We start from the raw sequence: 21785 nt of genomic DNA on the forward strand, positions 1-21785 counted from the left end.
GGTCCCCTAAGTGAATCAGCGCTAGGCTATGTGAATCAGCGCTAGGGGACCGGACCGCAAAGGAGCGGCGGATGCACCTCACGCAGACCCTTCACCAGGCCGTGCAGCAAGGGCCGGACCGGCCGATGACCGAGTTCGGCGAGCGGGTCCGGACCGTCGGCGAGGTCGCCGGGCGGGTCGCCCGTTTCGCCGGGGCGCTCAAGGAGCTCGGTGTCGGCGCCGGTGACCGCGTCGGGATCCTCGCCCTCAACTCCGATCGTTACCACGAGTACCTCTTGGCGACGCCGTGGGCGAACGCCGTGCTCAACCCGATCAACATCCGCTGGAGCCCGGCGGAGATCGCCTACTCGCTCACCGAATCCGACACGCGCGTGCTGCTCGTCGACGACGCCTTCGTCCCGATGGTGCCGAAGCTGCGCGAAGCCGGCGTGACCACGGTCGTCCACATCGGCGAGACGCCGACGCCGGACGGGATGCTGGGCTACGAGGACCTCGTCGCCGGCGCCGATCCGGTGGACGACGCGCGCCGCGGGGGTGACGACCTGCTCGGCGTCTACTACACCGGCGGCACCACGGGCACGCCCAAGGGCGTCATGCTCAGCCACCGCAACCTGCTGACGTCGGCGCTGGGCAGCCTCGCCACCGGCCGGTTCCTCACCGCCCGCGGCAAGCTGCTGCACGCCGCGCCGATGTTCCACCTGGCCGACGGCGCGGCCTGGGCGGCCGGGCAGCTCGTCGGCGCCACGCACGTGATCGTCCCGATGTTCACCCCGGCCGGCGTGCTCGAGGCGATCAGCGGCCGGGGCGTCACGGACACGCTGCTGGTGCCGACGATGATCCAGCTGCTCGTCGACCACCCGGACGTCGCGAAGCACGACCTGACGTCGATGAAGCACGTCGTCTACGGCGCTTCGCCGATCTCCGAAGCCGTGCTCGACCGCGCCCGGAAAGCCTTTCCCGGCGCGGGTTTCGTGCAGGCGTACGGCATGACGGAGCTCTCGCCGGTCGCGACGCTGCTGTCTGCCGAGGACCACGACGACCCGGCGCTGCGCCGGGCCGCCGGCCGGGCCGCGCCGCACGCCGAGGTCCGGATCGTCGACGTCGACGACGTCGAGGTGCCGCGCGGCTCGGTCGGCGAGATCGTCTGCCGTGGCGACCACGTGATGCTCGGCTACTGGAACCGGCCGGAGGAGACGGCGACCGCGTTGCGCGGCGGCTGGATGCACACCGGCGACGGCGGCTACATGGACGAGCGCGGCTACGTCTTCGTCGTCGACCGGATCAAGGACATGATCGTGTCCGGCGGCGAGAACGTGTACTCGGCCGAGGTGGAGAACGCGCTCGCGAAGCACCCGTCCGTCGCCGCGTGCGCGGTGATCGGCGTGCCGGACGAGCGGTGGGGCGAGCGGGTGCACGCCGTCGTCGTGCTGCTCGACGGCCGGGAGGCGACCGGCGACGAGCTGCGCGACTTCTGCCGCGAGGCGATCGCGGGCTACAAGGTGCCGCGCACGTTCGAGTTCACCGGCGCCCTCCCGATGTCCGGCGCGGGCAAGATCCTCAAGCGCGAGCTGCGCAAGCGCCACTGGACCGACGACGACCGCGGGGTCCACTGAGTTGTCCGCACCCGCTCGCGGCACCCGGCCGCGCAACCGCCGCGCGCTGATCGTGGCCGCGGCCGCGGAGCTGTTCGTCCGCCGCGGCTACCCGCACGTCGCGATGGGCGACATCGCCGACGCCGTCGCGATCGGCCCGTCGGCGCTGTACCGGCACTTCCGCGGCAAGCAGGAACTGCTCGCCGCGGTGGTCGAGGACGCGTTGACCGCGCTCGCCGTCACCGACTTCGCCGACCTGGCGGCCGGTGCGCTCGACCGGCGCGACGTCGGGATCCTGTGGCAACGCGAGTCCCGCCACCTCGAACCGGCCGAACGCCACCGCGTCGGCGAACCCTTGCGGCGGCTGGCCGGCCAGCTCACCGGGCAGCTGCGCGACCGGCGCCGGGAGCTGACCGCCGACCAGGCCGGGCTGCTGGCCTGGTCGGTGCTCGCGGTGCTGGTCAGCGTCTCCTTCCAGCGCGTCGACCTGCCGCGCCCGGCCTACGACGAGCTGATGACGTCGCTGGCCGGCGCGGTTGCCACCGTCCGGCTCCCGGACCTGGGCGAACGAGCACCGGAACGGGTCGTCGAGCCCGCGAACCGGCGTGAGCTGCTGCTGACGACCGCGACCCGGCTCTTCGCCGAGCGCGGCTTCCACAGCGTGTCCATCGAGGAGGTCGGCGCGGCGGCCGGGATCACCGGGCCGAGCGTCTACCACCACTTCGAGAGCAAGGCCGAGCTGCTGATGACGGCCCTGCGCACCGGGGCCGACGCACTCGGCGACGGCTTGCGGACGGCGTCGCTGCCCGCCCTGCTGCGGTCGTACGCCGGGTACTCGCTGGCCCACCACGACGTCGTCGACCTGCTGATCACCGAGGTCGGGCTGCTGCCGGAACCCGAGCGGCACGAGCTGCGCCGCACCCAGCGCGAGTACGTCGAGGCCTGGGTCCGGCTGTTGGGTGACATCCACCCGGACCTGGCACGCGTGCGGGTCCAAGCCGCGCTCACGGTGGTCAACGACGTCGCCCGGACCCTGCACCTGCGCACGCTCCCGGGCGTCGAGGACGCTCTCTGCGTCATCGGATCGGCCCTGCTTGGACTGTCCGTTTCGAGTACTTCAGGGCAGACTTTGTGACCTGTATCACTCTTGCTTCGTAACGCCCCTAGCGATCACTCCGCCCGGGGAGGTCTCCTCGTCACGGGCTTTGTTGTGACCCGCAACAAATCCGGTTCGACGAGGAGGTCGTCCCCGATGCCCCACCTCTCCCGCACCTCGACACGGTTGGCCCTCGGCGCCCTGGCCGGCGCCGCGCTCATCGCCATCCCGCTCACCTTGCCCGCGTCGGCGTCCATCCCGCCACCGGAATCCGGCTGGACGACGGTGTTCGCCGACGACTTCACCGGCGGCTCCGGCGCCTTGTCATCCGGTTCGAACTGGATCATCGACACCGGCCAGGCCTACCCCGGCGGCCCCGGCAACTGGGGCACCGGCGAGATCCAGAACTACACGTCGAGCACGTCCAACCTCGCGCTCGACGGCTCAGGCAACCTTCGCATCACGCCGTTGCGCGACGGCGCGGGCAACTGGACGTCCGGGCGGATCGAAACCCAGCGCACCGACTTCAAGCCGCCGTCGGGCGGGGTGATGCGGATCGAGAGCCGCATCCAGATGCCCAACGTTACCGGCGCCGCCGCGCTCGGCTACTGGCCGGCCTTCTGGGCGCTCGGCGGGCCCTACCGCGGCAACTGGTGGAACTGGCCCGCCATCGGCGAGTTCGACATCATGGAGAACGTCAACGGGATCAACTCCGTCTGGGGCGTCATGCACTGCGGCGTTAACCCCGGCGGCCCGTGCAACGAGACCACCGGCATCGTCAACAACCGGGCCTGCCCGGGCGCGACCTGCCAGGCCGGGTTCCACACCTACCGCTTCGAATGGGACGCGAGCGTCAGCCCGCAGGTGTTCCGCTGGTTCGTCGACGGGCAGCAGTTCCACTCGGTCGGCCAGAACCAGGTCGACGCCACGACCTGGGCCAACATGACCGGCCACGCCGGCTACTTCGTGCTGCTGAACGTCGCCATCGGCGGCGCGTTCCCCAACAACAACTCCGGCACCACGACGCCGGGCGCGGGGATCGTGCCGGGGCACCCGATGGTCGTCGACTACGTCACCGTGAGCACCCGCGGCTCCGGCGGTGGCGGCACCACCACCCCGACGACACCGCCAACGACGACGACCACTCCGCCGTCCGGTGGGAGCAGCGCGTACAGCACCATCCAGGCCGAGTCGTACACCCAGCAGAACGGCCTGGCCAAGCAGACGACCACCGACACCGGCGGCGGCCAGAACATCGGCCCGGCGGGCAACGGCGACTGGGCGCTCTACCCGGGCGTTGACTTCGGCAGCAGTGCGGCGACGAACTTCCAGGCGCGCGTGGCGTCCGGTGCCGCGAACGGGGTCAGCGGATTGGTGGAAGTCCGGCTGGACAGCTTGTCGAACGCGCCCATCGGCAGCTTCGCTGTCGGTAACACGGGCGGCTGGCAGAGCTGGCGGACGGTCCCGGCGAACACCAGCGCCGTGACGGGCGTGCACAACGTGTACCTGACGTTCACGAGCGGCCAGCCCGCCGACTTCGTGAACCTCAACTGGTTCACCTTCGTGCATTGAGACGAGGGGACCCGCGGGCGGCGCTTGTCGCCCGCGGGTCCCCACTTCAGGCGGACGGGGGCTGGACATTGCACTCGGCAATGGGCAGGATGCGTTTCACTGTGAGTGCTCACGATGACACCCGGAAGCTCGTGGTCCTGGCTGTGGACGACGAGCCTCGAGGTCTGGACGAACTCGTCCACTGCCTGCGCAACAGCCCGCACGTGGCGAAGGTGTTCCCGGCGATCGACGCGTCGGAGGCACTGAGGCTGCTGTCGACCGACGACCCGAGGCTGCGCGAGCGCAAGGAGCGCGGCCTGCCGATCGTCGACGCCGTCTTCGCGGACATCGACATGCCCGGGTTGTCCGGGATGGAGATGTCGCGGGTGTTCGCCGCGCTCCGGCCCTCGCCCGCGCTGGTGTTCGTCACCGGGCACGCCGAAGAGGCCGTCAACGCCTTCGACCTCGGCGCGCTCGACTACGTGCTCAAGCCGTACCAGCAGGACCGCCTCGACCGCGCGATCACGCGCGTCATCGAAAAGCTGGCCTCGGCCTCGGCGCCGGCCGCCGGTGCCGTCGGCGGCGAGCCCGGCGTCAAGAACGACGACGAGGTCATCCCGGTCGAGCTGGCCGGCACCACCAAGCTCATCCCGCGCTCCTCGGTCCGCTGGGTCGAGGCCCAGGGCGACTACGCGCGGTTGTTCACCACCGAAGGCAGCCACCTGGTCCGCATCCCGCTGGCGCAGCTCGAGGAGCGCTGGGAGAAGGCCGGGTTCGTCCGGATCCACCGGTCGTTCCTGGTCGCGCTGCCGCTCATCACCGAGCTGCGGATGGGCCAGGGTGGCTACCAGGTCGTGATCGGCAACGAGGAGAAGGTGCTGCCGGTCAGCCGGCGGCACACCCGGGCCCTGAAGGACCGGCTGGTCGGTTCGGGCCGGAACGGCTGAGCCGGGACCGGTCATGACCGAAGACTTCTACGACCGCCGCGCGAACGGCGTGCGCGAGCCCGATCCGACGCTCGGTCGGCGCCCGCAGCGGCCGCTGCCGCAGCCGAGCGAGCAGGCCGTCGTCGAGCCGTTGCCACCCGCGCCGGACGAGCCGGCGAAGCACGAGCAGCACGCGAAACCCAAGCGTGAACGCGTGATCCTCAGCGACCCGAAGCGCGGCGCCGGCACCCTGCGGGCCCGCGTCGAGCTGGAGGAACAGACCAGCTGGGGGAAGCTGCTCGTCCGGGACCACCTGGTGAAGGTGCAGCTGCGGACGGCGTTGCTGCTGTCCCTGCTGGTCGTCGTGGTGTTCGGCTCGCTGCCGGTGCTGTTCTACCTGCTCCCCGGGTTCTCCCGGCTGAGCCTGGCCGGCATCCCGGTGGCGTGGCTGATCCTCGGCGTGCTGCCGTTCCCGTTCCTGTTCGGCGTCGGCCTCTGGTACAACCGGCTGGCCGAGCGCAACGAGCGCGCTTTCGTGGACATGATCGAAAACTAGTTTCGCGCCTCCCCGTGCGAGGATTCCTCCGTGCAGCTGAACCCGTGGGCGTTGACCGGCATCGTGCTGGTCGCCGTGGTGACGTTCTACCTCGGTCACCGCTCTTCGCGGTCCGCCATCAGCACGCACGACTTCCTGGTCGCGCGGCGCACCGTGCGGTCGCGGCGCAACGCCGCCGCCATCTCCGGTGAGTACCTGTCCGCGGCGTCGTTCCTCGGCATCGCCGGCATCGTGCTCAAGGAGGGCGCCGACGCGCTGTGGTTCCCGATCGGCTTCACCGCCGGTTACCTCGCGCTGATGCTCTTCGTCGCCGCGCCGCTGCGGCGGTCCGGCGCGTACACGCTGCCGGACTTCCTCGAGATGCGGCTCGGCTCGATCGGCCTGCGCCGGTTCTCCACGGCGTTCGTCGTGTTCATCGGGATCCTCTACATGGTTCCGCAGCTGCAGGGCGCCGGGCTGACGCTCGCGACGATCCTGCCCGTGCCGGCCTGGGCGGGCGCGGTCGTGGTGATGGTCCTGGTGGCGTTCAACGTGATCGCCGGCGGGATGCGCGCGATCACCGTCGTCCAGGCGTTCCAGTACTGGCTCAAGCTGTTCGCGATCTCGGTGCCCGCGTTCGTGCTGTGCATGGTGTTCTTCTCCGGCGGCGGCCCGGACGGCTTCCGCCCGCTCGGCACGGCCGCCCCGCCGGTGTTCACCACCGACACCACGGTCGACGTCCAGACCGACGTCACCGTGCACGTCACCTCCGACACGTTCCTCTACGCGTACGGCTTCGCGGACAACGGCCCGGCCGCCGGGCCGACGCACTGGACCCCGCTGGCCCCGCACACGGTCGCCGAAGGCACCAAGCTGAAGTTCCTGGCCGGCACGCCGGTGCCGGTGGTCACCGACGCCGTCGCCGACAACGGGAACTGGCTGCACCCGGGGTCGGGCAGCCTGACCGACCTGCTCCAGACGTACTCGCTGATGTTCGCGACGTTCCTCGGCACCATGGGCCTGCCGCACGTGCTGGTCCGCTTCTACACCAACCCCGACGGCAAGGCCGCCCGCCGGACCACCGTGCACGTCCTGCTGCTGCTCGGCCTGTTCTACCTGTTCCCGACGCTGCTGGGCGCGCTGTCCCGGATGTACGTGCCGGAGCTGCTGGTCACCGGCAAGACGGACGCGGCGATCCTGCGGCTGCCCTCGGCGATGCTGCCGGGCGTCAGCGGCCAGATCCTCGGCGCGGTCACCGCGGCCGGTGCGTTCGCGGCGTTCCTGTCCAGCACGTCCGGGCTGCTGGTGAGCGTGGCCGGCGTGGTGTCGACGGACCTGCTGCCCGGCCGGGTGCGCGACTTCCGCGTGGCGACCGTGCTGGTCGCGCTGTTCCCGGTCGCCCTGGCCGTGCTGTTGCGGCCGGAGGACCTCTCGCTGTCGGTGGGGATGACGTTCGCGCTCGCGGCGTCGACGTTCAGCCCGCTGCTGGTGCTGGGCATCTGGTGGCGCAAGCTGTCCTGGCCCGGCGCGCTGGCCGGGATGTTCGTCGGCGGCGGCCTGGTGCTGGCCGCGCTGGTCGTCAACATCGTGAGCGGCTACACCGGGGGCTGGGCGCCGTGGTTCGCCGCCCAGCCGGCGCTGATCACCGTGCCGGTCGCGTTCGTCACGACGTACCTCGTCAGCCGCGTCACGGGCTACGGCCGCCCGGACCACGTGCACGACATCATGCTGCGCCTACACGCTCCGGACCCGCTCGGCTTCATGCACGACCGCGCTGTCGCCCGATTCGGTCAAGCCGAGGAGAAGACCCGGGTCGCCGGTCGGGGACGACACCGCAAGTAATTCGCTGACTCGCCGTGAGAACGCATTACCCGATCGAGTGATCACCCGTCCGCTAAACGGACATCCTGCACGAATCTCAAGCGGATTTTCTACAGAAGGTCAAGCGCCCGATTGGGGGCTTACCAACCACGCCGTTAACTCTTTACGGTCCGTTGGCTTCAAACAGTACGGACAGTACGAAACAACGGGAAAGGTGGAGATCTTCTGTGAGCAGCACCGAGGAAGACGTCGGTGGCGCGGAGTCGCAGACCGAGTGGGAGAGGATCCAGGAAAGCCCCGAGTTCACCGGCCTGCGCCGGCGGTTGCGCGTCTTCGTGTTCCCGATGACGGCGTTGTTCCTGCTCTGGTACCTGCTCTACGTCCTGCTCGCCGACTACGCGCACGGGTTCATGAGCACCAGGTTGTCCGGCAACATCACCGTCGGGCTGGTCTTCGGCCTGCTGCAGTTCGTGTCGACGTTCGTCATCACGGGCCTGTACGTGCGCTACGCCAACCGGAAGCTCGACCCGGTGGCCGACGAGATCCGCGCGAGCATCGAAGGAGACCCCGGCCGATGAACCTCGCCGCGGGCGTGGAGGGTTCCAACTCCACCCTCAACATCATCATCTTCCTGGTCTTCGTCGCGATCACGCTGGTGATCGTGTTCCGGGCCAGCCGCAACACCAAGACGGCGTCCGACTACTACGCCGCCGGGCGAGCGTTCACCGGCCCGCAGAACGGCATCGCGATTTCCGGTGACTATCTTTCGGCGGCGTCGTTCCTCGGCATCGCGGGCGCGATCGCGGTCAACGGCTACGACGGCTTCCTCTATTCGATCGGCTTCCTGGTCGCTTGGCTCGTCGCGCTGCTGCTGGTCGCGGAACTGCTGCGCAACACCGGCAAGTTCACGATGGGCGACGTGCTCGCGTTCCGGATGAAACAACGTCCGGTGCGCGCCGCCGCGGCCGTCTCGACGCTGGCCGTTTCGTTCTTCTACCTGCTCGCGCAGATGGCGGGCGCGGGTGGTCTGGTCAACCTGCTGCTCGGCATCGACAGCGAGCTCGGGCAGGACCTGGTGATCGCCGTGGTCGGCGTGATCATGATCCTGTACGTCTTGATCGGCGGCATGAAGGGCACCACCTGGGTGCAGATCATCAAGGCCGCGCTGCTGATCGTCGGCGCGTTCGCGATGACGCTGTGGGTGCTGGGGAAGTACGGCTTCAACCTGTCCGACCTGTTCCAGGCCGCCGTCGACAAGGGCGGCAAGGGCGGCGCGGCGCTGCTCGACCCGGGCAAGCAGTACGGCAAGACCGGCACGACCAAGCTGGACTTCCTGTCGCTCGGCGTCGCGCTGGTGCTGGGCACCGCCGGTCTGCCGCACGTGCTGATGCGCTTCTACACCGTCCCCACGGCCAAGGACGCGCGGCGCTCGGTGGTCTGGGCCATCGTGCTGATCGGCATCTTCTACCTGTTCACGCTGGTGCTGGGCTACGGCGCCGGCGCGATCGTCGGGCCGGAGAAGATCGCGAAGGCCCCGGGCACGACGAACTCCGCGGCGCCGCTGCTGGCGCTGGAGCTGGGCGGCCCGGTGCTGCTCGGGTTCATCTCCGCCGTCGCGTTCGCCACGATCCTCGCGGTGGTGGCGGGCCTGACGATCACGGCGTCGGCGTCCTTCGCGCACGACGTCTACGCCAGCGTGGTGAAGCGGGGCAAGCCGGCGCCGGGCTCGGAGGTGCGCGTCGCGCGGATCACCGCGCTGGTGATCGGCGCGGTCGCGATCGTCGGCGGCATCCTGGCGAAGACGCAGAACGTGGCGTTCCTCGTGGCCCTGGCGTTCGCGGTGGCGGCGTCGGCGAACCTGCCGACGATCCTCTACTCGCTGTTCTGGAAGCGGTTCAACACCCAGGGCGCGCTGTGGTCGATCTACGGCGGTCTGCTGGTGACGATCGTGCTGATCGTGTTCTCGCCGGCGGTCTCCGGGAAGCCGGTGGACGCCAAGACGGGCAAGAGCGCGTCGATGATCCAGGGCGTCGACTTCCACTGGTTCCCGCTCGACAACCCGGGGCTGTTCTCGATCCCGATCGCGTTCTTCCTCGGCTGGCTGGGCACGGTCCTGTCGAAGGAGCACAACAAGAAGAAGTACGCCGAGATGGAGGTCCGGGCCTTGACGGGCGCGGGCGCCGAAAAAGCCGTCTCGCACTAGCTCCACGTCACGAAGGGGCCTTCCGCACTGGCGTGCGGAAGGCCCCCTTCGCCGTGTCGACCCCGCCAATCACGCGAGATCCGCCCCCAATCACGCGAGATCCGTCTCTGATCACGCGAGATCCGGGTTCCCGCACCCGGATCCGGCCGCGCTTTCCGGCACGAACGGCCCGTTCGTGCCTCTTCCGTCGCGAACGGACCGTTCGTACGCACACCTCACACGCGGGCAACGCCCTGACATGGCAGCATGGTCAACGTGGTGAGCCCCGCTGAACTGCCGACCGCCGAGGTCCGCGACCTGCCCCAAGACGGTCTCGTGCTGCTTGACGTCCGCGAGGACGACGAGTGGGCCGCCGGGCACGCGCCCGGCGCCGTGCACATCCCGATGGGGGAGCTCCCGGCCCGCGTCGGCGAGCTGACCGACCTGCCCGACGACCAGCCGATCCACGTGATCTGCCGCAGCGGCGGCCGGTCCGCCCGCGCGGCAGCGTGGCTGAACCAGAGCGGCTGGGACGCGGTGAACGTCGCCGGCGGCATGGGCGCGTGGCACCGCGAAGGGCGGCCGATGGTCGGCGAGCACCCCGGCATCGATCCCGAAGTGATCTAGCCTTGCATCCGGGTCAGCCTCCGGCGGGACAGCCGTACCCACCCGGGTACTGGCCGCGCCCGGCCGTGCCGCCGCCGAACCCGCAGCAGCTGCAGGGCCGCGCGCTCGCCGCGCACCCGGAGCCGTACCCGTACCACCGCCGTCCGGTCCACCGGCCGAAGCTGCGCTGGGTGGCCACCCCGCCGCCCGGCGCCTGGCCGCGTCGGCGGGCGGTGGCCCCCGAGCGCTACTACGGCCCGCCGTCCTACCCGGTGCCGCCGCGCTGGGGCTTCCCGAACCTGGTCTGGCGCCGGCCGACGTCGGTCCCGGGCACGGCCTCCGACGCGGTCCGCCCGATCGACCGCGTGCGCGTGCTCAGCCGCAGCCTCGTCGGCATCCTCTTCGCGTTCGCCGTGCTCACGGTGGTCGCCGCCGGCGCCGAGGTCTGGCGGTACGTGCTGCTCGTCCAGGGCCGTGACTCCGCGCTGACCCGCTCGGTCGTCGCCTTCTCCGACGGGTTCGTGCTCACCGCGGGCCTGCTCGCCTCGATCCTCGCGCTGCTGCCGGCGGGGCTGTCCGTCTGGTGGCTGCTGGTCGCCCGGCACGCGGCCGCGGACGCCTCGGGCGACGACCCGCCGCGCCCGGTGTGGCAGGTGCTGGTCGGCATCCTGGTGCCGATCGCAAACCTGCCGATGGCGCTGTCGATCGTCGGCGAGCTGGAGCACGCGGTGCTGGGCCGCGCGCGTGACGTCCGGCCGAAGCCGTCCCGTCAGGTGCTCGTCTGGTGGGGCGCCTGGCTGCTGAACTGGATCATGCTGGGCGTGACGATCGTCTGGCGCTTCCGCACCGACGTGCAGTCGATGGCGGACAGCGTCGTCCTGGTCGCGCTGACCGACCTCGCGGCGGCCGCGCTCGCGGTCGTGACGGCGCTGGTCGTGCGGCGGTTCACGGCGTTGCTGGCGCCGTCGGACGCGATGGGCGTGCGCGAGCTGCGCGTGCTGAAGGTCGACGGCGCGCCCGAGCCCGAGCTGCGGACCAAGCGCCCGGCCGGCGCGGCGCGCTAGTAGGTCCCGAAGACCGGTTCGAGCTGGTCGAAGGCTTGTTCGGCGAGGGGCCACACGGCGTCGGCGATCTGCTTCGCGGGCTCGTCTTCGAGCGTCCGGTCGAAGACCTCCTGGAAGAGCACCCGCAGCACGGTCGCGAGGTGCGCGGCGGCCAGCACCGGCCCGAGCTCCCGCTCGGGGTGCCGGCCGATCAGGAGGTGCGTGAGCGCCTCCTCGCGCTCGCGGTGCATCTCGTGCAGCGCGTTCGTCAGGACCTGGCTCTCCTTGATCATCCGCGCGAACCCCCGGCCCGAAAAGCCGACGAGCGCGTGTTCGGCACCCAGGGCCTCGAAGTAGATCTCACGCGTGTCGTGGAAGGCGCTGTCGTGGATCAGGGACGCGGGCCAGGCCGCGAAGTCCGCGCGAATGTCGAAGACCAGGTCCTCCTTGCGCGGGAAGTGGTTCGTCACGGTCATCTTGGCCACCCGCGCCTCGGCGGCGATCTCCGCGATCGTCACGTCCTCGAAGCCGTTCCGGATGAACAGGCCGGTCGCGACGTCGGAGATGTTCCTCCTGGTCTCGTGCTTCTTTTGGGCCCGGAGTCCCTCGCTCATGCCGTCACCCTACTGGGTCGGACCCAAACTTGTGCTTGACCCATCGAGTGGGTTCGACCTAATCTGAGGTCGGACCTAGTGAATGGGGGTGAGCATGACCACGGCAGTCCGGCCGGACAAAGCGCTCTGGCGGCTCGGCGGTGTGCTGATCATGGGCGCGGTGCTGTCGATCCTCGACGCGACGATCGTGACCGTCGGGATCGACTCGATCGCCCGTGACCTGCGCAGCCCGCTGACGACCGTGCAGTGGGTCGCCAGCGCGTACCTGCTGGCGGCTTCGGCGGCGATCCCGCTGTCGGGCTGGCTGACCGACCGGTTCGGCGGCCGCGCGGTCTGGCTGACTGCGGTCGCGCTCTTCACGGCGGGCACGCTGCTGTGCGGCTTCGCGTGGTCGGCACCCGCGCTGATCGGATTCCGGGTGCTCCACGGCCTGGGCGGCGGCCTGATGCAGCCGGTCGGCCAGGCGGTGTTCGCGCAGGAAGCGGGCCCGGCGCTGGGGCGGATGATCGGCGTGATCACGCTGCCGGCCACGGTCGCCCCGGCCCTCGGCCCGATGCTCGGCGGCGCCCTCGTCGCCGGCTTCGGCTGGCGCTGGATGTTCTTCGGCATCGTCCCGCTGGGCGTGGCGACGTTCGTGTGCGCCCGCCGCCTGCTCCCGGCCCCAGCACCTGGTGGCGTGCGCGAACCACTCGACGTCCGGGGGATCGCGCTGCTGTCCCCAGGGCTGGGCGCGTTCGTGTACGGCTTGGCCGAAGGCGTCATCGTGGCCGCGGTCGCCGGAGCGGCGTTGCTGCTGGCGTACGGCGTCCACGCGGCCCGGGCCCGATCGGCGGTGCTGGACCTGAAATTGTTCCGAGACAAGGGTTTCGCGGTCGCCAGCGCGAGCACGTTCCTGCTGGGCGCGTCGCTGTACAGCTCGATGTTGCTGCTCCCGCTGTACTACCAGCAGGTGGACCACGCGAGCGCGTTGCAGGCGGGCCTGCTCCTGGCCCCGCAAGCTGTGGGCTCGGCAGCGGCGCTGCTCATAGGTGGCCGGCTCCTGGCGCGCTTCGGCCCCCGCACGATGATGCTGGCCGGGATCACGTTGTCCCTGCTGGGCACGATCGCGTTCACGCAGCTGGGTTCGTCGCCCGGCGGCGTCCTGCTGACCGTGTCGCTCCTGATCCGCGGCGCGGGCCTGGGCGCGGCGACAACCCCAGGCATGACCACGCTTTACGGCTCCCTGGAGCGATCCCGCATCCCCCGAGCGGCGAGCGCGTTCAACGTGGTCAACCGCATCGGCGGTTCCCTGGGCACCGCACTCCTGGCGGCGATCCTCCACCACGAACTGGCCGGAACCGCCGCCCCCACGGCGTTCGGCACCACCTTCACGTGGACCTTGGCGTTGTCGGCCTTGACCCTCGTCCCCGCAGCGTTCTTCCCGAAGTCCTCGAGTCCGAAGAGGAGCCTGGCATGACCTTCCGCCTCCTGAGCGTCCACGCCCACCCCGACGACGAGTCCAGCAAAGGCGCGGCAACCCTCGCCCGCTACGCCACCGAAGGCGTCGACGTCCTGGTGGCAACCTGCACCGGCGGCGAACGCGGCGACGTCCTCAACCCGGCCCTCGACACCCCCGAAACCCGCGCCGACCTCCCGGCCATCCGCCGCCGGGAAATGGCCGCGGCGGCCGAGATCCTGGGCGTCCGCCAGCAGTTCCTGGGCCACCCGGACTCCGGCCTCCCGGCCGAAGGCGAGCCACCACCCGAAGGCTCGTTCGCCGCCCTCCCACTCGACGAGGCGGCCGCCCCGCTGGTCGCACTGATCCGGGAGTTCCGCCCGCACGTGGTGATCACATATGACGAAACGGGCGGCTACCCCCACCCGGACCACATCCGCACCCACGAGGTGACGATCGAGGCACTCACCGCGGCGGCTGACCCCACCCGCTACCCCGGCAACCCGTGGCGACCGCAAAAGCTCTACTACCAGGCAACCCTGAGCCGAGCGTGGTTCGAGGCCATCCACAAAGCCACCCTCGCCGCAGGCCTCACATCGGCCATGGGCCCAGTCCTGGACGAACTACCGCCCGAGGACAAGCTGCCGATCACCACGCAAATCCGCTGCGAGAAGCACTTCGCAACCCGAGACCGTGCGCTCCTGGCCCACACCACCCAGGTCGACCCGGCGCACCCGTTCTTTAGCCACTCCCGCGAAATCGAGCGAGAGGCCTGGCCCTTCGAGGACTACCACCGAGCCCACCCAGCGCCGGGCCCGGAGCTGGAGACAGACCTGTTCGCAGGACTCACCCCATGACCCGCCACCCACGCCCACCTGCCGCGGCTCGCCCACCCCACGACGGCGACTGTCCACGCAGGCCAAGGGTTCCTCCAGCCGAGCCGCCACGTTCGCCACGCAGGCCTCCCAGCCCGCTACGACGACCGCCCACGCAGACCGGAGGTTCCTGCAGTCGAGGCACCGCGTTCGCCCCGCGGGCCTCCGCCCCTCGCTACGCCGACCGTCCGCGCAGGCCGGAGGTTTCTGCAGTCGGCCCACTGCGTTCGCCGCGCGGGTCTCCCAGCCCGCTGCGGCGCCTGTCCATGCAGGCTGGAGGTTCTTTCAGTCGGGCCACTGCGTTCGTCACGCGGGTCTCCCCAACCCGCTACGACGACCGCCCTCGCAGACCGCGGCTCACGCCGCCGACCGTGGCGACCACCGCAGCAGGTCAGCCACCGGCTGGACCGGCGCCGCGGGCAACACGAGCACCACCGCAGCCGCGGGCCCGTACAAGCTGCGGCTCACCCAGTCCCAGGCCCGCGTCCGGCAGCTCAGGCCGTGACCCGCAACTCCCGCAACCCGCGGATCACGAACTCCGGCCGTCGCGGCGGTGTCTCCACCAGTCGCAGCCCCGGCAACTTTTCTGTCAACGCGGTCAGCGCCGCCGCGATCTCCACCCGAGCGAGAGGAGCGCCCACGCAGTAGTGAATCCCCATGCCGAAGCCGAGGTGCGCGTTCGGGGTCCGGCCGATGTCGAGGCGGTCCGGCTCCTCGAACACCTTCGGGTCGCGAGCCGCGGCGCCCAGCAGCGCGCCGATCTTCTGGCCGCGCTTCACTTCGAAGCCGGAGATCGAGACGTCCTCGGTCGCCGTCCGCTCGAACAGCTGCAGGGGCGCGTCGAACCGGATCAGCTCCTCGACGCACGGATCTAGCAACGTCGGCGTCGCCAGCAGCCGATCCCATTGGTCCCGATGGGTGAGGAGGGCCGTGATGCCGTTACCGAGCACGTTGACCGTCGCCTCGTGGCCGGCCATCAGCAGCAGCACCGCCGTCGCGACGAGCTCGTCGGGCGTCAGCTCACTTCGCAGGAGGTCACTGATGATGTCGTCACCGGGCGCGGCGGCCCGGGAAGCTGCGACCGAGCGGACGTACGAGACGAACTCGCCGGCGGCCTGTTCGGCGGCGTCGCGGCCCTCTTCGGGCAGGTCGTACTCGTACATCTTCACGATCGCGTTGGACAGCTGCACCATCCGCGGCCCGTCGGTGCCCGGGACGCCGAGCAGCTCGGCGATCACCGCGACCGGCAGCGGCTGGGCGAGGTGCTCCAGCAGATCCGCGCCGCCGTCGGTGGCGATGGCCGCGGCCAGGTCGTCGACCATCTTGGCGGCGAGCGTCGCGACCATCGGGCGCAGGCGCTGCACGTGGCCGCGGCCGAACGCGCCCGCGATCAGGCGGCGCAGCCGGGTGTGGGCCGGTGGCTCGTTCTCCAGCAGCGAGTTGCGGTGCAGCAGGTTGAACGAGGCGAACCGTTCGAGCGGCTGGGCGTCCTGCCAGATCCGGCCCAGCCCGCGGTGGCGCAACACGGCCGACGACGCGGCGTGCGACACCGCCAGCGCCAAGCCGAGCTCCTCGTGGAAATGGACGTCGCCTTGTGCGCGAAGGGCGGCGAAGGCGGGGTACGGGTCTTCGAGGAAGTCAGGATCGCGGGGGTCGAACACGTCGCGAGACTAACCCTTCGATAGCGTTCCAGGCCGAGCCAGAGGAGGCAGCCGTGGGCAAGGGCGCGCGCAAGAAGGGTCCCAAGCAGGCGTCGGACCGCAAGCCGAAGGTGCGCGACGTCTTCGTCGGGCAGCCGTTCGAAGGGCTGGCGGCGGAGCCCGAGCTGATCGCGCTGCGTGAGTTCGTGCCGTCCGCGACGGCCAAGCTCACCCTCGCCGACGGCGGGGACGTCACCATCGCCACCGTGCTGCCGATGGCCGCGGCCGCGTTCGTCCGTTCCGACGGCGAGCGCTACCTCGGCCTGCAGGTGCAGACCCGGTCCTCCGACATCAGCCGCGACCTCGGCCGCTCGCTGAAGTGGCTGCTGGACGCCAAGGAGGGCGACGTCCTCGGCGTGCCGGACACCACCACCCCGCCGGAGGCCGACGAGCACACCCGGCTGCAGGACCTGCTGACGCCGGGCGCCGAGCTCGACGTCACGCTGCACAGCGACTTCGCGTGGTGGCTGCCCGAGGACGCGGACGCCACCGGTGACGTCGCGGTGTCCCTCGAGCGCGCCAACGCCGCGATCATGCCGACCGAGCGGCTCGGCTTCGGCGCCTACTGGGTGCTCGCCGGCGAGAAGGCGCACCTGCGCTGGGTCCGGCCCGAGTCGGAGAACCTGCTGCTCCAGGCCCTGGCGCGGCTGTCCGCGGCCGGTGAGCTGGGCCTCGGTGAGGGCTCGCGCTACGCGGGCTCGTTCCGGGCGCACGGCCTGCTCGTCCCGGTCTGGGACCTCGACTCCGAGGCCCACGCCCGCGAGTGGGCGGACGCGAAGGACGCCCTGGGTGCCCGTCTCGACACGGCGCTCAAGTCCCTCGACGCCGAGCCGCTGAACGCCGCCGAGCGGCGGGCGCGCGACGGCCTGATCGGCCGTCAGCTCACCCTGCGCTGACCGGGAGCCACGAAAGCCACGAAAGGGCCGTCCCACACGGGGCGGCCCTTCGTCATCCGGCACCGGACTGCCGGTTTCACCGGGTGCTCTTCCACACGCTCGATGAGCGTTCAACCAGGCATTATGTGGCGCACGAGACACCGCCGCCGGATCGCGCTGGTGGGACCATTCTCGGCGTGATACTCCACATCTGCGGGGCGGCCGACTGGGCCGAGGCCGTCGAGGGCGGTGAATACCGGGCGCCGTCGCTGGATGACGTCGGGTTCATCCACTGCTCCGACTTCGGTACGGCGCACCTGCCGGCCAACGCGCTCTACCAGGGCCGTACCGACCTGGTGCTGCTCGAGATCGACCCGGCGAAGCTGGGCGTCCCGGTCCGCTGGGAGGACGGCGAGCCGCCGCATCCGGCCGGGGTCTGGTTCCCGCACGTGTACGGCCCGATCCCGCGTGCCGCCGTCGTGGACGTCCACGAGTTCACCGAAGTGGCGGACGGCGGCTTCCGGCTGCCGGAGTCGCTCGCGCTCCGCTGACGCGGAGCACGTCAGAGCGTCTCCGACATTCGTTCGGGGACGCGGGCAACCTGAGGGGGCTGTGATGCGTGTTGGGGAGGAAGGTGACTCGGCTTCTGGCTACCCGACCCCGATGGGAGGCGATACGGTGACCGCTGCGGCACCCGTCTTCACCGGGGGAGATACCTGGGTGACCAGCGCAGGCCGAGGGAGGGCCGCGACGTTGCCGGGTGAGCTCGCCGACTTCGGGGACTTCGTGCAGGCCGTGCTGCCGGGGTTGCTGCGCTACGGCCACGCGCTGACCGGCAACCCGCACGACGCGGCGGACCTGGTCCAGACCGTGCTCGAGAAGATGGGTTCACGCTGGACCTACGTGCACGAGAAGACCGGTGACCCGCTGGCCTACGTCCGCCGCTCGATGGCGAACGCGCACGTCAGCCGCTGGCGCCGCACGCGCCGCGAGAACCTGGTGGCCGACCTGCCGGACACCGATCCGCACGTCCCGGACGACCCGTTCGAGCACGAGCCGCTGTGGCGCGCGTTACGAACGCTGCCGCCGCGGCAACGCGCCGTGATGGTGCTGCGTTACTACGAAGGTCTCTCGGAAGCGGAGATCGCCGGTGCGCTCGGTGTCACGCAGGGCACCGTCAAGAGCCAGGCCAGCAAGGCGATCGCGTCGCTGCGGATGAAACTCAAGGCGGCCGACGGCGAAGGCGAAGGGAGTGACGCGGGTTGAACATCTCCGAGGACGAACTGGAGCAGCGCCTGCGCGCCCTGTTCGCCGATGAGCGGCTCGACTTGCCCCCGCCACCCGACGCCGGCACGGTCATCGTCGCCGGTGCGCGCCGTCGTCGTCACCGTCGTCAAGGCGCGCTGACCGCGGTCGGCGTCGCGGCCGCCGTGGTGTTCGTCGCCGGGGGGCTCACCGTGGTGCGGCTCCACACGGACGAAGGCACCGCGGTGATGTCCGCCGACGGCGCCTCGATCAGCGTCAAACCGCCGGAGAACCTCACGCCCGGCCGGCAGCCCCAGCCGCCGGCCCCCGCGCCGACCAGCACGCAGGACATCGACGTCTCCCCGCCGGCGGGGTCGTCGCCCTCGCGGACGGCGCCGCCGTCGTCGGCCCAGCCGCCGTCGAAGCTCCCGGCCGTCCTGAGCGGGCCACTGCTCGCCTCGGACGGCTTCGGCGCCCTCAAGCTGGGGATGTCCGAGGCCGAGCTGACGGCCCAGGGGGTCACGTTCAGCGACGAGCAGGCCGGCGCGAGCTGCTCCACGTACACCGCGCAGGGCAGCGGAGTGCCGGCTGCGGCGACCGTCGTCATCTCGAAGGCCGTCGGGCTCACCGTCGTCACGCCGGAACAGGCGGCGCACACCGCCGAGGGCGTCGGCGCCGGGTCCACGAAGGAGCAGGTGCTCGCCACCTACCCCGAGGCCAAACCCGAGCCGGGCGGCATCGTCGCCCCGGCCCGCGGCACTTCGGAGTACCACTTCCGGCTCGACGACACCGGGGTCGTGCAGACCAGTCTGATGAGCCTCAACCAGGACTGCGCCGGCTGACCGGCGCCGCACAGCGAAAACCCGGGCTGTCCACAGGGGGAGAGCCCGGGTTTTCGCGCTTTTGCAATGGGCGCAGTGTGGTGGGAAGTCAGTAAGAGCCGTCAGAGCGCCCCGCCGGCCACCGGCGGCATCTGCGCGTCCGCGCCGGCGTCGCCGACGGATTCGCGGTGCAGGTGCGCCTCGACCTCGAACAGGTTGCCGTTCGCGCGCTTGACGATCGTCAGCAGCGTGTTCATCTGCGAGATCTCTTCGACCTGCTCCTTGAGGAACCACTGCGTGAACTGCTCGCTGATGTAGTCCTCTTCGGCGCGCGCCGCCTTGGCCATCGTGGAGATGTCGGTGGCGACCTCCTTCTCCTGCTCGAGCGCGAGCTCGATGAGCTCGGTGACGCCGGAGAAGTCGTTGCGCACCTCCCCGGTGCCGGGGATGTCGACGTGGTGGTCGCGGTCGAGCATGAACTGCACGAGCGCCATCGCGTGGTTGCGCTCTTCGACCGACTGCTTGTAGAAGTGCTTCGCCAGCTGCGGCAGGTCCTCGGCGTCGAACCACACCGCGAGCGCGATGTACTGCTGGGACGCGTTGAACTCGTTGTGGATCTGCGCCTGCAGCAGTTCGTAGAACTTGGAGCGCGGTTCTTTCTTGTTGATGAGGGCCATGCCTCTTACGGTACGTCAGAATGCGATTCAATGCCACTTCAGAGTGGTGATCTACCCCCTATTAGGTTACCATTCCTAAAGAAAGACGAACCTAATTTTGGTAAGCCTTCCCTAAACTGTCGACGCCATTTAGGGAAGGCTTACTTTCATTCACAGAGGGTCGCGGCGCACCGGGCAGGACATGCAGCGCGGGCCACCCCGGCCGGAGCCCAGCTCGGACCCGGCGATCGGCAGCACCTCGATGCCGGCCGCCTCGAGACGCTCGTTCGTCTCGACGTTCCGCTCGTAGCCGACGACCACGCCCGGCGCCAGGGCCAGCGTGTTGTTGCCGTCGTCCCACTGCTCGCGCTCGGCCGTGACCGGGTCGAGGCCGGTGTCGATGACGCGCAGCCGGTCGATCTCCATCGCCTCGGCCGCGGCGGCCAGGAACGGCGTCGGGCCGGCCACCTTGACGCCGCCGTCGCCGGTCGGGCGGATGGTGAACGCCATCAGCGAGTCGCGGGCCAGCGGGTACATCACCACCGCGTCGGCGTCGACCATCGTGCACACCGTGTCCAGGTGCATGGTCGCGCGGGACTGCTCGATCGGCACCGCCAGCACGGTGTGCGCGATGCCGTCGGCGAACACCGAGCGGGCCAGCGACTCGGCGCCGGCCGCGGTCGTGCGCTCGCCGACGCCGATGGCGAGCACGCCCGGCGCCAGCAGCATGACGTCGCCGCCCTCGATGGGCGCCGAATGCGCGCCGTACGCGCGGGCGGCGTGCCGGAAGTACGGGTGGTAGGCGTAGATCAGGTCCAGCACGGCCGTTTCGCGACGCCGTGCGGGCATGGTCAGCGACGAGATGGCCACCCGGTCGCCGATCCACGCCGACGAGTCGCGCGTGAACAGCAGGTTCGGCAGCGGGTCGACGGCGAAGTCGTGCGGGTGGTTCATCATCCGCACCAGCGACGCGCCTTCGGCCGACGGCAGCTCCTCGAACGTCATCCCGGCCATCAGCACCTCGGCGAGGCCGGCCGCGTCGACGCCCGAAAGGTGCGACCGCAGCGAGTCGGCCAGGTCGCCGCCGAGGCGCCGGTCGTCGACCGCCGCGTGGACGCCCGACGCGTGCGCGCGGGTGTCCTCGAGGGCGGTGCGGAGCGCGTCGGCCAGCAGCAGGACTTCGACGTCGCGGCCGCGCAGCACTTCGGCGAACGCGTCGTGCTCCGCCTGGGCCCGGTCGACCCAGGGGATCGAGTCGAACAGGAGCTGGTCGTTGTTGCGGGGCGTCAGCCTTTTGAGCTCGTTGCCGGGCCGGTGCAGCAGCACCGCGCGCAGAGGTCCGACTTCGCTGTCCACCCGGGGAGGTGTCGTTTCGTCGATCACCCCCCGACTCTAGTCAGGGCAACCAGGAAACGTGACCCTTCAACAGGGCATACCCGACGAAGGACACGAAGTCGAACAGCGTGTGCGCGGCGACGAGCGGCCACAGGCGATTGGTCTTCTGCCACAGCCGCCCGAACACCAGGCCCATGATCAGGTTGCCGACGAACCCGCCGAAGCCTTGGTAGAGGTGGTACGAACCGCGCAGCACGGCCGCGCCGAACAGCGCGTTGTTCTCGCGGACGCCGAGCTGGCGCAGCCGGGTCAGCAGGTACCCGATCACCAGCACTTCCTCGGCGAAGGCGTTGCCGAACGCCGAGAGCGTCAGCGAGATCGGCCGCCACCACGTGTCGTTCAAAGTGGACGGTTGCACCGCCAGGCTGAAGCCGAGGTGGTAGGAGATGAAGTACAGCGCCAGCCCGGGAATCCCGATGACGGCGGCGAGCGCGACGGTCAGCAGCGCGTCGCGGCCGGGGGCGCGGCGGTCCAGCCCCACCTGGGTGATCTTCACGCCCGCGCGCCACAGCAGGTACAGCCCGAGCGCGCCCCAGCCGACCAGCTGCGCGGCCGAGAGCAGCTGTTTGAGCAGGTCGATCAGGCTCGCCGCGGCCTGGGGCACGTTGAGCTGCACCTGCTGCTGCGCCAGCGGTGCGGGCTGCAGCAGGGAGTCCACAAGGGACAGCAGGCTGCGCACCCCGGACAGGCCGAGTGTGATCCCGAAGACGATCAGCAGCTCGATCTTGATCGCCTTGCGCTCGCGCGGGTCCTCGATCGCGTCCGGGAAGTCCGGGCGGGCCGGGGCCAGCCACGATCGCGCGGTGAAGGTCATGCG

Annotated in this window: 21 protein-coding genes; 16 read left to right on the plus strand and 5 right to left on the minus strand. The window is 70.5% G+C overall.

Going from position 1 to position 21785, the window contains the following annotated elements:
- Positions 1 to 14: 14 nt before the first annotated feature.
- The 10 genes from MUY22_RS12960 to MUY22_RS13005 all read left to right on the plus strand — a co-directional run bounded on the left by MUY22_RS12960 (position 15) and on the right by MUY22_RS13005 (position 11373).
- The gene (locus MUY22_RS12960) at positions 15 to 1613 is read left to right on the plus strand and encodes a long-chain-fatty-acid--CoA ligase (RefSeq protein ID WP_256475991.1); all 1599 of its coding nucleotides are present in this window, start codon (positions 15 to 17) and stop codon (positions 1611 to 1613) included.
- 1 nt (position 1614) lies between these two features.
- On the plus strand, positions 1615 to 2727 hold the full coding sequence (locus MUY22_RS12965) for a TetR/AcrR family transcriptional regulator (protein WP_247059811.1): 1113 nt from the start codon (positions 1615 to 1617) through the stop codon (positions 2725 to 2727).
- 117 nt (positions 2728 to 2844) lie between these two features.
- Positions 2845 to 4260, plus strand: a complete 1416-nt coding sequence (locus MUY22_RS12970) for a carbohydrate-binding protein (RefSeq protein ID WP_247059812.1) — start codon at positions 2845 to 2847, stop codon at positions 4258 to 4260.
- 89 nt (positions 4261 to 4349) lie between these two features.
- On the plus strand, positions 4350 to 5186 hold the full coding sequence (locus MUY22_RS12975) for a LytTR family DNA-binding domain-containing protein (RefSeq protein ID WP_247059813.1): 837 nt from the start codon (positions 4350 to 4352) through the stop codon (positions 5184 to 5186).
- Positions 5187 to 5199: 13 nt separating this feature from the next.
- On the plus strand, positions 5200 to 5721 hold the full coding sequence (locus MUY22_RS12980) for a hypothetical protein (RefSeq protein ID WP_247059814.1): 522 nt from the start codon (positions 5200 to 5202) through the stop codon (positions 5719 to 5721).
- 30 nt (positions 5722 to 5751) lie between these two features.
- Complete coding sequence (locus MUY22_RS12985) at positions 5752 to 7542, plus strand: cation acetate symporter (RefSeq protein ID WP_247059815.1); 1791 nt, start codon at positions 5752 to 5754, stop codon at positions 7540 to 7542.
- 206 nt (positions 7543 to 7748) lie between these two features.
- Positions 7749 to 8099, plus strand: coding sequence for a DUF485 domain-containing protein (locus MUY22_RS12990; RefSeq protein ID WP_247059816.1), 351 nt, complete (start codon positions 7749 to 7751; stop codon positions 8097 to 8099).
- Entirely contained in the window at positions 8096 to 9724 is a 1629-nt protein-coding gene (locus MUY22_RS12995; RefSeq protein ID WP_247059817.1) for a cation acetate symporter, read from the plus strand. The genes MUY22_RS12990 and MUY22_RS12995 overlap by 4 nt, the downstream gene beginning before the upstream one ends.
- A gap of 246 nt (positions 9725 to 9970) precedes the next feature.
- Positions 9971 to 10330 (plus strand): rhodanese-like domain-containing protein, encoded by a 360-nt coding sequence (locus MUY22_RS13000; protein WP_247059818.1) that lies wholly within the window; start codon positions 9971 to 9973, stop codon positions 10328 to 10330.
- A gap of 2 nt (positions 10331 to 10332) precedes the next feature.
- Positions 10333 to 11373 (plus strand): DUF4328 domain-containing protein, encoded by a 1041-nt coding sequence (locus MUY22_RS13005; RefSeq protein WP_247059819.1) that lies wholly within the window; start codon positions 10333 to 10335, stop codon positions 11371 to 11373.
- On the opposite strand, the gene MUY22_RS13010 is transcribed toward MUY22_RS13005, so the two are convergent.
- Positions 11370 to 11966: a TetR/AcrR family transcriptional regulator gene (locus MUY22_RS13010; protein WP_247059820.1), complete on the minus strand. Its 597-nt coding sequence runs from the start codon at positions 11964 to 11966 to the stop codon at positions 11370 to 11372. The genes MUY22_RS13005 and MUY22_RS13010 overlap by 4 nt on opposite strands.
- Positions 11967 to 12060: 94 nt before the next feature.
- Here MUY22_RS13010 and MUY22_RS13015 point away from each other — a divergent pair, with 94 nt between their 5' ends.
- Both MUY22_RS13015 and mca read left to right on the plus strand, forming a co-directional pair.
- Complete coding sequence (locus tag MUY22_RS13015) at positions 12061 to 13422, plus strand: DHA2 family efflux MFS transporter permease subunit (protein WP_247059821.1); 1362 nt, start codon at positions 12061 to 12063, stop codon at positions 13420 to 13422.
- Positions 13419 to 14258: a mycothiol conjugate amidase Mca gene (gene mca, locus MUY22_RS13020; protein WP_247059823.1), complete on the plus strand. Its 840-nt coding sequence runs from the start codon at positions 13419 to 13421 to the stop codon at positions 14256 to 14258. Before MUY22_RS13015 ends, mca begins: the two co-directional genes overlap by 4 nt.
- A 512-nt stretch (positions 14259 to 14770) precedes the next feature.
- Here the strand turns inward: mca and MUY22_RS13025 are convergent.
- Positions 14771 to 15937, minus strand: coding sequence for a cytochrome P450 (locus tag MUY22_RS13025; protein ID WP_247059824.1), 1167 nt, complete (start codon positions 15935 to 15937; stop codon positions 14771 to 14773).
- A 53-nt stretch (positions 15938 to 15990) separates the two neighbouring features.
- On the opposite strand from MUY22_RS13025, the gene MUY22_RS13030 reads away from it, so the two are divergent.
- From MUY22_RS13030 to MUY22_RS13045, 4 genes are all read left to right on the plus strand, one after another.
- Positions 15991 to 16872: a DUF5926 family protein gene (locus MUY22_RS13030; protein WP_247059825.1), complete on the plus strand. Its 882-nt coding sequence runs from the start codon at positions 15991 to 15993 to the stop codon at positions 16870 to 16872.
- Positions 16873 to 17048: 176 nt separating this feature from the next.
- Entirely contained in the window at positions 17049 to 17402 is a 354-nt protein-coding gene (locus tag MUY22_RS13035) for a DUF952 domain-containing protein (RefSeq protein WP_247059826.1), read from the plus strand.
- A gap of 202 nt (positions 17403 to 17604) precedes the next feature.
- On the plus strand, positions 17605 to 18117 hold the full coding sequence (locus tag MUY22_RS13040; RefSeq protein ID WP_247063846.1) for a SigE family RNA polymerase sigma factor: 513 nt from the start codon (positions 17605 to 17607) through the stop codon (positions 18115 to 18117).
- A complete protein-coding gene (locus MUY22_RS13045) occupies positions 18114 to 18938 on the plus strand; it encodes a hypothetical protein (protein WP_247059828.1) in 825 nt (274 codons plus the stop codon). The genes MUY22_RS13040 and MUY22_RS13045 overlap by 4 nt, the downstream gene beginning before the upstream one ends.
- A gap of 101 nt (positions 18939 to 19039) precedes the next feature.
- On the opposite strand, the gene MUY22_RS13050 is transcribed toward MUY22_RS13045, so the two are convergent.
- The 3 genes from MUY22_RS13050 to MUY22_RS13060 form a co-directional block, all read right to left on the minus strand.
- Complete coding sequence (locus tag MUY22_RS13050) at positions 19040 to 19594, minus strand: ferritin (protein WP_247059829.1); 555 nt, start codon at positions 19592 to 19594, stop codon at positions 19040 to 19042.
- A 150-nt stretch (positions 19595 to 19744) separates the two neighbouring features.
- On the minus strand, positions 19745 to 20929 hold the full coding sequence (locus MUY22_RS13055; RefSeq protein ID WP_247063848.1) for an arginine deiminase: 1185 nt from the start codon (positions 20927 to 20929) through the stop codon (positions 19745 to 19747).
- A 40-nt stretch (positions 20930 to 20969) separates the two neighbouring features.
- Positions 20970 to 21782 (minus strand): CPBP family intramembrane glutamic endopeptidase, encoded by an 813-nt coding sequence (locus tag MUY22_RS13060; protein WP_247059830.1) that lies wholly within the window; start codon positions 21780 to 21782, stop codon positions 20970 to 20972.
- Positions 21783 to 21785: the final 3 nt, after the last annotated feature.

Origin of the sequence: Amycolatopsis sp. WQ 127309 (assembly GCF_023023025.1) — a bacterium.
Classification (GTDB): domain Bacteria; phylum Actinomycetota; class Actinomycetes; order Mycobacteriales; family Pseudonocardiaceae; genus Amycolatopsis.

What these genes read in the sequence shown, in the direction of transcription:
- MUY22_RS12970 (WP_247059812.1), top strand. Translation starts at nt 2,845, where the DNA reads ATGCCCCACCTCTCCCGCACCTCGACACGGTTGGCCCTCGGCGCCCTG.
- MUY22_RS12975 (WP_247059813.1), top strand. Translation starts at nt 4,350, where the DNA reads ATGCGTTTCACTGTGAGTGCTCACGATGACACCCGGAAGCTCGTGGTC.
- MUY22_RS12980 (WP_247059814.1), top strand. Translation starts at nt 5,200, where the DNA reads ATGACCGAAGACTTCTACGACCGCCGCGCGAACGGCGTGCGCGAGCCC.
- MUY22_RS12995 (WP_247059817.1), top strand. Translation starts at nt 8,096, where the DNA reads ATGAACCTCGCCGCGGGCGTGGAGGGTTCCAACTCCACCCTCAACATC.
- MUY22_RS13000 (WP_247059818.1), top strand. Translation starts at nt 9,971, where the DNA reads ATGGTCAACGTGGTGAGCCCCGCTGAACTGCCGACCGCCGAGGTCCGC.
- MUY22_RS13010 (WP_247059820.1), bottom strand. Translation starts at nt 11,966, where the DNA reads ATGAGCGAGGGACTCCGGGCCCAAAAGAAGCACGAGACCAGGAGGAAC.
- MUY22_RS13015 (WP_247059821.1), top strand. Translation starts at nt 12,061, where the DNA reads ATGACCACGGCAGTCCGGCCGGACAAAGCGCTCTGGCGGCTCGGCGGT.
- mca (WP_247059823.1), top strand. Translation starts at nt 13,419, where the DNA reads ATGACCTTCCGCCTCCTGAGCGTCCACGCCCACCCCGACGACGAGTCC.
- MUY22_RS13050 (WP_247059829.1), bottom strand. Translation starts at nt 19,594, where the DNA reads ATGGCCCTCATCAACAAGAAAGAACCGCGCTCCAAGTTCTACGAACTG.
- MUY22_RS13060 (WP_247059830.1), bottom strand. Translation starts at nt 21,782, where the DNA reads ATGACCTTCACCGCGCGATCGTGGCTGGCCCCGGCCCGCCCGGACTTC.